Source organism: Micromonospora sp. NPDC049903 (assembly GCF_044460945.1).
Classification (GTDB): Bacteria; Actinomycetota; Actinomycetes; order Mycobacteriales; family Micromonosporaceae; genus Micromonospora.
Genome location: NZ_JBITKL010000018.1, coordinates 125457 through 133980, shown reverse-complemented (window position 1 = coordinate 133980; position 8524 = coordinate 125457). Strand labels below are relative to the sequence as shown.

The window sequence follows — 8524 nt, the reverse complement described above, 5'->3', positions numbered from 1 at the left end:
CCCGGGCGGGGGGCCCCACCCCCCGTAGCCGCGTGGCGCCCGGCCCCCCCCCCCCCCCCCCCCCGCCCCGGGGGGGGCCCCCCCCCCCCCCGGGGGGGGGGGGCCCGCCCCCCACGCACCCGCTACCGCGGCGGGTCGGGTCGGGCGCCGTGGTCAGAGCCACGAACTGCTCCTCTCCGGGGTAGCGCGGCGGGTCAGGATGCGATCGCTGCCTTGCTGGCCTCGACGAACTGCGCCGCGGCCTCGGCGGGGGTGGCCCGCCCGTACTGGGCGTTCTCGGCGGCCTTGGTCAGTTCGGCGCGGAGCTTGCTGTGGCCCTTGATCGGCACCTGCGGCGCCTCACCGAACGTCTCGGCCAGCTTGTTCTCGACCTCGATGGACTGCTTCATCGCCGGGTCGGTGGTGTCGTCGCTGACCACCCGACGCAGGTCCATGTTGGACGGCAGGCCCCGGTCGGTGCCGAGCAGCTTGACCACCTCCGGGTCGTTGGCCAGGAAGTTGATCACGTCAACCGCGACGTCGGCGTTCTTGCTGCCACGGAAGACCGACCAGTACATCGAGGCACGTGCCCACTGCGCGCTCGGGTCACCCGGGTACGCGATGACGCCCAGCTCGTCGGCGGTGTTCTTCTTCAGCTCCGGCATCTGGTTGACCCAGACCCAGGAGGTGCCCGACTTGCCGGTCACCACGAGTTGCTTGGTGATGTCGGTGGCGTTGCCCTCGTGGATGATGTCGGCGGTGGGGGTGGCGCCCCGGTCCCGCGCGCCCTTCCACAGCTCGAACCACTTGGTCACGTCCTCGGCGGTGAAGCCCAGGTCGTTGCCGGAGTAGAGGTCCTTGCCCTGCTGGCGCAGCCAGACCCAGAACGCCTTGTAGTCGGCGCTGGGGTCCTGGGTGCCGGGCACACCGGCCTTCTTGCTGACCTGCTCGGCCCAGGCGATGTGCTCCTCCCAGCTCATCCCGGTGGTCGGCTCGGGCAGCCCGTTCTTGGTCAGCAGCGTCTTGTTGTAGACCAGGCCCTGGGTGTTCTCCCCGGCGGCCAGGCCGGCGAGCTTGCCGTCGACCTCGCCGTACTGGAGCAGGCTGGGCGGGAACTTGCTGGTGTCCAGGTCGCCGGAGTCCGTGTACTTCTTCAGGTCCAGGGTGGCGTTGCGGGCGGCGTACTCGGCGAGGAAGTTGTCGTCGATCTGGAAGATGTCCGGCGGGTTGCCGCCGGCGGTGAGCGTGGCCAGCTTGTCGAAGTAGCCCTGGTTGGCCTGCCACACCTTCTCGAACGTGACGTCCGGGTTCTTCTTGGTGTAGAGGTCGAGGGCCTGGTTGGTGAGATCGGCCCGGGCCTCGCCGCCCCACCAGAAGATGGAGAGCTTGACCTTGCCGTCGGAGCCGGCGTCGTCACCGCCGCAGGCGGCGGCCGCGCCGACCAGCGGCAGGGCCACGACCGCGGCGAGCATGCCGCGCAGCAACCGGCGGCGGAGCAGAGGGGTACGGTAGGTGCGCCCGTCGGACGCGTTCGCGGTGGGGTGCGTTGCGGGGTGCATGTGCGCTCACTCCTTGGCGTTAGGAGGCGACGACGTCACCGGCGGCCACGATCGGGTTGCCCGGGTCCGCACGGCGATGCGGGCCCGGGCCTACGGCAGCGGCGCCGGGACGTTCCCGGCCGGCGTATGGTCCCGGCGCGGTGGAGTCGCGGATGACCAACTCGGTCTGGAGCATTACCTGTGCGGTGGTACGACGGACGCCGACTGTCGCCCCGGCACCGCCGCCCCGCCCGGTGCGCGGGAGATCGGTGTCCTGTTGCAGCAACATGTCGACGGCCGTCCGGCCGGCGGCCGCGGTCGGCGTGGCCACCGTCGTCAGCTTGGGGCGGGTGAGTCGGCTCAGGCTGATGTCGTCGACCCCGACGACACTGACCTCCTGCGGCACCCCGACCCCGAGTGCGTCGAGCCCCTCCAGGAGCCCGATCGCGATCAGGTCGTTGTAGGCGAGCACGGCGGTGACGCCGGCCCGGCGGACCTGCTCCGCCTGGGCGAGGCCGCCGTGTTCGGTGGGCGGGTTGGGGCCGAGCACGGTCAGGTCCGCGCCGGCGGTCCGGGCCGCCGCGCTGGCGGCGCGTCGGATCTCCCGGCTGGTCCATGAGCCGCGCGGCCCCCCGAGCAGGGCGATCTGCCGGTGGCCCAGGCCGGCGAGATGCTCGATGGCGGTACGCGCGCCCTGCCCGACGTCCATCAGGACGCAGGGCAGACCGGCCAGTTGGCGGTTGACCACGACCAGCGGCACCTCGCGGCTGAGCTGCTCGATCAGGCTGTTGCTCATCCGTGGGCTGCACAGCAGCACCCCGTCGACCTGCTTGGCCAGGGCGTGCACCAGTTCCTCCTCCGCGGCGGCGTCCTCGTTCGTGTCGGCGACGAAGACGTGGTAGTCGCGGTGGCGGGCCTGGCTCTCCGCCGCCTTGATCAGCGGCGGGAAGAACGGGTTGGCGATGTCGGCGATGATCAGGCCGATGTTGTGCGTCCGGCCGGTGATGAGGGCCCGGGCGGCGCGGTTGGGCCGGTAGCCCAGGTCCTCGGCGCAGGCCAGCACCCGTACCCGGGTCTCCGGGTTGACCAGATGTGGTGCGGAGAAGGTGCGGGAGACGGTGGAGATGTGCACGCCGGAGGCCCGTGCGACGTCCCGGATGGTGACTGGCACTCAGGCCCCCTTCATCGATGTGTCGGCGGTCACGGTGCCGCCAATTAATGCAAACGGTTGCTCCACTGTCAACGGCGCATGGTTACAGCTCTGTTTCGGCCGGGCTCTCGCCATGCACTCCAAGCCCCACGAATGCGGTCAAAAGACGCCGATTCTCGGCCGCTCGTTGACTCTGAACGATCGATCGTGGTTACTTCACTGCAAAGGTTTGCACAAAGATCGAGGAGGATCGGTCTGTGTCACCGCAACCCGGCAAGCGCGCCCGGTACGCCGTGGTCGGCACCGGCGCCCGCGCCGAGATGTTCGTCCGGGCCCTGGTCCGCGACCACGCGGACACCGCCGAACTGGTCGCGTTCGCCGACGTCAACCAGGCCCGGATGGACGCCCACAACCGGTGGCTCGGCGAGCTGGGCCACGCTCGGCTGCCGACCTACCACGCCGACGACTTCACCACCATGCTGGCCAAGGAACGGGTCGACGTGGTGCTGGTGACCTCGGTCGACGTCACCCACGACGAGTACGTGGTGGCCGCGCTGGACGCCGGCTGCGACGTGGTCACCGAGAAGCCGATGACCATCGACGCGCCCCGCTGCCAACGCATCCTCGACGCGGTACGCCGCACCGGCCGACGGGTGACGGTGGCGTTCAACTACCGCTACAACCCGTTGCACGAACAGATGCGGCGACTGCTCGCCGAGGGCGCGGTCGGCGAGATCGGCTCGGTGCACTTCGAGTGGCTGCTCGACGTACGCCACGGCGCCGACTACTTCCGGCGCTGGCACCGCGACAAGGCCAGCTCCGGCGGGCTGATGGTGCACAAGGCCAGCCACCACTTCGACCTGGTCAACTGGTGGCTGGACGCCACCCCGGTGCAGGTGTACGCGGCCGGCCGGCTGTTCTTCTACGGCGACGACGGCCGCCGGCACGGCTACGCCCGCGACTACGACCGGGCGCACGCCGCCCCCGCCGCCGCCGACGACCCGTTCGCGCTGCGCCTGGCCGAGCACCCCCGGCTGCGCGAGCTGTACCTCGACGCCGAAGCCGAGGACGGCTACCACCGTGACCGCAACGTCTTCGCCCCCGGCGTGACCATCGAGGACGACATGGCGGTGCTGGCCACCTACTCCAGCGGCGCGACGATGACCTACCACCTCACCGCGTACGCGCCGTGGGAGGGCTACCGGGTGATGGTCAACGGCAGCCGGGGCCGGCTGGAGCTGGAGGTCACCGAGAGCGAGTTCGTCAGCCCGGCCGCTGCCGGTGCGCTCAAGGGCGCCGCCCTGCACGGCACCGAGGCCGCCGCCGAGGGCGGTCAGGCCACGTTGACCCTGCGCCCGTTCTGGTCCCCGCCCCAGCGCATCGAGGTCGACGGGTACACCCGGCACGGCCACGGCGGGGCGGACGCCCGGATGACCCAGGTGCTGTTCGGCGGCGTACCCGATCCGTTGGACCGCGCGGCGAGCGCCCGCGACGGCGCGCTGGCCCTGCTCACCGGCCTGGCCGCCAACCGGTCCTTCGACACCGGCGCCCCCGTGCGGGTCGCCGACCTGCTCACCCTCGACTGACCTCGACCCCAGGAGCCGAACCCCGTGCCCACCTCGACCCGTCCCGACCTGCTGTTACCCGCCGAGCCCGGCCAACGCGCCCTGGCCCGGGAGCTGTACGCGCTGGTGGCGCGGCTGCCCGTCATCTCGCCGCACGGGCACGTCGACCCGGGGCTGCTCGCCGACGACGAGCCGTTCCCCGACCCGTCCCGGCTGCTCATCGTGCCCGACCACTACCTGACCCGGATGCTGTTCAGCCAGGGGGTGCTCCCGGCCGAGCTGGGCGTGCCGACCCGCGACGGCAGCCCGGTGGAGACCGACGGGCGGCGGATCTGGCGGCGCTTCGCCGAGCACTGGCACCTGTTCCGGGGCACCCCGTCCCGGCTCTGGCTGGAGCAGACCCTCACCGAGGTCTTCGGCCTGGACGCCCGGCTGTCGCCGCAGACCGCCGACGAGGTGTACGACGCACTCGCCGCCCGCCTGGCCGAGCCGGACTTCCGCCCCCGGGCGCTGTTCGAGCGGTTCAACATCGAGGTGCTGGCCACCACCGAGTCGCCCCTGGACGACCTGAGCCGGCACGCCAAGCTCGCCGCCGACGGGTGGGGCGGCCCGGGCGGCCGGGTGGTCACCACCTTCCGGCCGGACAACGTGGTGGACCTGGAGTTCGAGGACTGGTCGGCCAACGTCGACCGGCTCGGCGAGATCACCGGTGAGGACACCGGCACGTACCAGGGCTACCTGGCCGCGCTGCGCGCCCGCCGGGAGGCGTTCATCGCCGCCGGTGCCACCTCGTCGGACCACGGGCACCTCACCGCCCGCACGCTGGACCTCGGCGCGGACGCGGCGGCGCTGTTCGACCGAGCCCGCCGGGGTCAGGCCGAACCGGGCGACACCGAGGCGTTCCAGGCCCACATGCTGCTGGAGTTCGCCCGGATGTCGCTGGACGACGGGCTGGTCATGCAGCTGCACCCGGGCGCGGTGCGCAACCACAACCGGTGGCTGCACGCCCGGCACGGACGCGACGTGGGCGGCGACGTCCCGCAGGCCACCGAGTTCGTGCACGCGCTGGCCCCGCTGCTGGACGCGTACGGCAACGACCCCCGGCTGCGGGTGGTGCTCTACACGCTGGACGAGGACACCTTCACCCGGGAACTGGCACCGCTGGCCGGCGGGTACGCCGCCCTGGTGCTCGGCGCGCCCTGGTGGTTCCTGGACTCCCCCGAGGTGCTGCGCCGGTTCCGCGAGACGGTCACCGAGACCGCCGGCTTCTACAACACCGCCGGGTTCGTCGACGACACCCGCGCGTTCTGTTCCATCCCGGTCCGCCACGACGTGGCCCGCCGCGTCGACGCCGGTTTCCTGGCCCGGCTGGTCGCCGAGCACCGACTGCCCATGGACGAGGCCGCCGAGACCATCGTCGACCTGGCGTACCGGCTGCCGAAGCAGGTCTTCAAGTTCGGGGAGAGGCAAGCATGACCACCATCACCGACGTCACCGTGCACGACGTGCGGTTCCCGACCGCCGCCAGCGGGGACGGCTCCGACGCGATCAACCGGGGCGACTACTCGGCCACCTACGTGGAGCTGCACACCGACGACGGCCCCACCGGCGCCGGGTTCACCTTCACCAACGGACGCGGCAACGAGATCACCTGCGCCGCCGTGCAGGCCCTCGCCCACCACGTGCGGGGACGCACGGTGGAGGAGATCACCGCCGAGCCGGTGGCGTTCTGGCGCTCGCTCGTCGCCGACGTGCAGTTGCGCTGGCTCGGCCCGGAGAAGGGGGTCATCCACATGGCCACCGGCGCGCTGGTCAACGCGGTGTGGGACCTACGCGCCAAGCTCGCCGGCAAGCCGATGTGGCGCTATCTGGCCGAGCTGTCCACCGAGGAGCTGGTGGCCAACGTCGACTTCCGGCACATCACCGACGCGCTCACCCCGGACGACGCCGCCGCCATCCTGGACAAGGGCCGCGACGGGCTCGCCGACCGGCTGGCCCTGCTGGAGCGGGACGGCTTCCCCTCGTACACCACGTCGGTGGGCTGGCTGGGCTACCCCGACGACAAGGTCCGGGCGCTGACCCGGGACGCGTACGCGCAGGGGTGGCGGGCGATGAAGATGAAGGTCGGCGGCCCGCCCTCCGACGACCTGCGGCGGGCCCGGATCATCCGGGCCGAGATCGGCCCGGACGCGCTGCTGATGATGGACGCCAACCAGGTGTGGGACGTCGACGAGGCGATCACCAACATGACGGCGCTGGCCGAGGTCGACCCGTACTGGATCGAGGAGCCGACGCACGCCGACGACGTCCTGGGACACGCCCGCATCGCCCGCGCGGTGACGGAGCTGACCGGCGGCCGGTGCCGGGTCGCCACCGGCGAGGTGGCCGCCAACAAGGTCATCTTCAAGCAGTTGTTGCAGGCCGAGGCGATCGGCGTGATGCAGATCGACGCCTGCCGGGTGGCCGGGGTCAACGAGGTGCTCGCCGAGATCCTGCTGGCCGCCAAGTTCGGCGTACCCATCTGCCCGCACGCGGGCGGCGTCGGGCTCTGCGAGTACGTCCAGCACCTGGCGATCTTCGACTACCTGCGGGTGGGCACCAGTCTGGAGGGCCGGATGGTGGAGTACGTCGACCATCTGCACGAACACTTCGTCGACCCGGTACGCACCCGCGACGGGCGATACCTGCTGCCGACCGAGCCGGGCTACAGCGCCACCATGCGTCCGGAGTCGATCGCGACCTTCCGCTTCCCGGACGGCCCGACGTGGCGGTGACCGTGGGCGCGTCCCGGCTGGACCTGGGCGCCCTGCGCCGGTTGCCGGCGCAGTCCCGTCCGCTGATCCGCCCGGGCACCGTGCCGGCCGGCGTGGTGCACCTCGGGCTCGGCGCGTTCCACCGCGCCCACCAGGCCGTCTACACCGAGCAGGCGCTCGCGGCGGCCGGCGGCGACTGGGGCATCGTCGGTGTCGCGCCGCGCAACGCCGACCTGGTGCGGACGCTGACCGCGCAGGACAACCTGTTCAGCGTGAGCACGCTCTCCGCTGCCGACGAGCACACCCGGGTGATCGGGGCGCTGGCCGACGTCCGGCTGGCAGCCGCCGACCCGGGCGCGATCGTGGCGTTGCTGGCCGACCCGGCGATCCGGGTGGTGACGCTGACGGTGACCGAGAAGGCGTACCAACTGGACCCGGCGGCCGGGACGCTGCGCCCCGATCCCGAGTTGGTCGCCGACCTGACCAGCGACCGGCCACCGGCCACCGTGCCGGGGCTGCTGGTGCGCGGCCTGCTGGCCCGGGCCGCCGCCGACGCCGGGCCGATCGCGCTGGTCAGCTGCGACAACCTGCCCGCCAACGGCCGCCGGCTGCGCGGCCTGGTCACCCAGGCCCTGGTGTACGCGGGCGCCGGGCAGACCGCGCTGGACTGGGTCCAGGGCCAGGTCGGCTTCCCCGGCACCATGGTCGACCGGATCGTGCCGGCCAGCACCGCGCAGACCCTGGAGGCGGCCCGTCGGGCGCTCGGCGTCGAGGACCTGGCGGCGGTGGCGGCCGAGCCGTACACCCAGTGGGTGATCGAGGACGACTTCCCCGGCGGACGGCCCGCCTGGGACCGCGCCGGTGCGGTGCTCTGCGACGACGCCGGACCGTGGGAGCGGCTGAAGCTGCGCGGGCTCAACGGGGTGCACTCGGCCGCCGCGTACCTCGGTGCGCTGGCCGGGTGCGAGACGATCGCCGACGCGCTCGCGCTGCCGCACCTGACGACGGTGCTGCGTCGGCTGATCGCCGAGGACGTGGCCGCCAGCTTCACCCCGCCCGACGGCGTCGACGTGGTCGACTACGGCGAGCAGGTGCTGGCCCGCTTCGGCAACCCGGCGATCCGGCACCGCACCCTCCAGGTGGCGATGGACGGGTCGCAGAAGCTGCCGCAACGGATCCTGCACACCATCGCCGACCTGCGCGCCTCCGGCCGGTCCGCCCGGTGGGCGGCGCTGGTCGTGGCCGCCTGGATCCGGTTCGCCCAGGGCACCGCCGACGACGGGCGCACGCTGCCGTTGGACGACCCGCTGGCCGAGCGGATCCGTACCGCCCTGGCCTCCGCGCCGCAGACCCCGGCGGGTGCCGTCGACGCGGTCCTCGCCCTCGACGAGGTCGTCCCGCCCGAGGTGGCCGCCGACGCGCAGGTCCGCGCCGACGTCACCGCCTGGCTGACCGACCTGCAGCGGCACGGCGTACCCGCCACCCTGGCCGGCGCCGCATGAGTGAAAGGAAGGGCACCTTCTTAACGCCTGCGGTAGA

General features: G+C 72.5%; 6 protein-coding genes. 4 read left to right on the top strand and 2 right to left on the bottom strand.

What is annotated here, in order from left to right; genetic code table 11:
• Positions 1-194 precede the first annotated feature (194 nt).
• Together ACIBO1_RS23895 and ACIBO1_RS23890 are read right to left on the bottom strand one after the other, a co-directional pair.
• Positions 195-1538, bottom strand: a complete 1344-nt coding sequence (locus ACIBO1_RS23895) for an ABC transporter substrate-binding protein (RefSeq protein WP_396750151.1) — start codon at positions 1536-1538, stop codon at positions 195-197.
• A 19-nt stretch (positions 1539-1557) separates the two neighbouring features.
• Positions 1558-2688 (bottom strand): LacI family DNA-binding transcriptional regulator, encoded by a 1131-nt coding sequence (locus tag ACIBO1_RS23890; protein ID WP_396750149.1) that lies wholly within the window; start codon positions 2686-2688, stop codon positions 1558-1560.
• A 236-nt stretch (positions 2689-2924) separates the two neighbouring features.
• Between ACIBO1_RS23890 and ACIBO1_RS23885 the strand changes: the two genes are divergently transcribed.
• Genes ACIBO1_RS23885 through ACIBO1_RS23870 form a run of 4 tightly spaced genes read left to right on the top strand, consistent with a single transcriptional unit; the run spans position 2925 to position 8487 of the window.
• Positions 2925-4253 carry a Gfo/Idh/MocA family protein gene (locus tag ACIBO1_RS23885; RefSeq protein ID WP_396750147.1) on the top strand — a complete coding sequence of 443 codons (1329 nt, stop codon included), beginning with the start codon at positions 2925-2927 and terminating at the stop codon, positions 4251-4253.
• A gap of 24 nt (positions 4254-4277) precedes the next feature.
• The gene (uxaC, locus tag ACIBO1_RS23880) at positions 4278-5708 is read left to right on the top strand and encodes a glucuronate isomerase (RefSeq protein WP_396750145.1); all 1431 of its coding nucleotides are present in this window, start codon (positions 4278-4280) and stop codon (positions 5706-5708) included.
• Complete coding sequence (locus ACIBO1_RS23875; RefSeq protein ID WP_396750143.1) at positions 5705-7006, top strand: enolase C-terminal domain-like protein; 1302 nt, start codon at positions 5705-5707, stop codon at positions 7004-7006. Before uxaC ends, ACIBO1_RS23875 begins: the two co-directional genes overlap by 4 nt.
• Positions 6997-8487, top strand: a complete 1491-nt coding sequence (locus tag ACIBO1_RS23870) for a mannitol dehydrogenase family protein (RefSeq protein ID WP_396750141.1) — start codon at positions 6997-6999, stop codon at positions 8485-8487. Before ACIBO1_RS23875 ends, ACIBO1_RS23870 begins: the two co-directional genes overlap by 10 nt.
• Positions 8488-8524: the final 37 nt, after the last annotated feature.

Bases quoted from the DNA above. Each gene is read 5' to 3' on its own strand.
- ACIBO1_RS23895 (WP_396750151.1), bottom strand. From the start codon at position 1,538: ATGCACCCCGCAACGCACCCCACCGCGAACGCGTCCGACGGGCGCACC.
- ACIBO1_RS23875 (WP_396750143.1), top strand. From the start codon at position 5,705: ATGACCACCATCACCGACGTCACCGTGCACGACGTGCGGTTCCCGACC.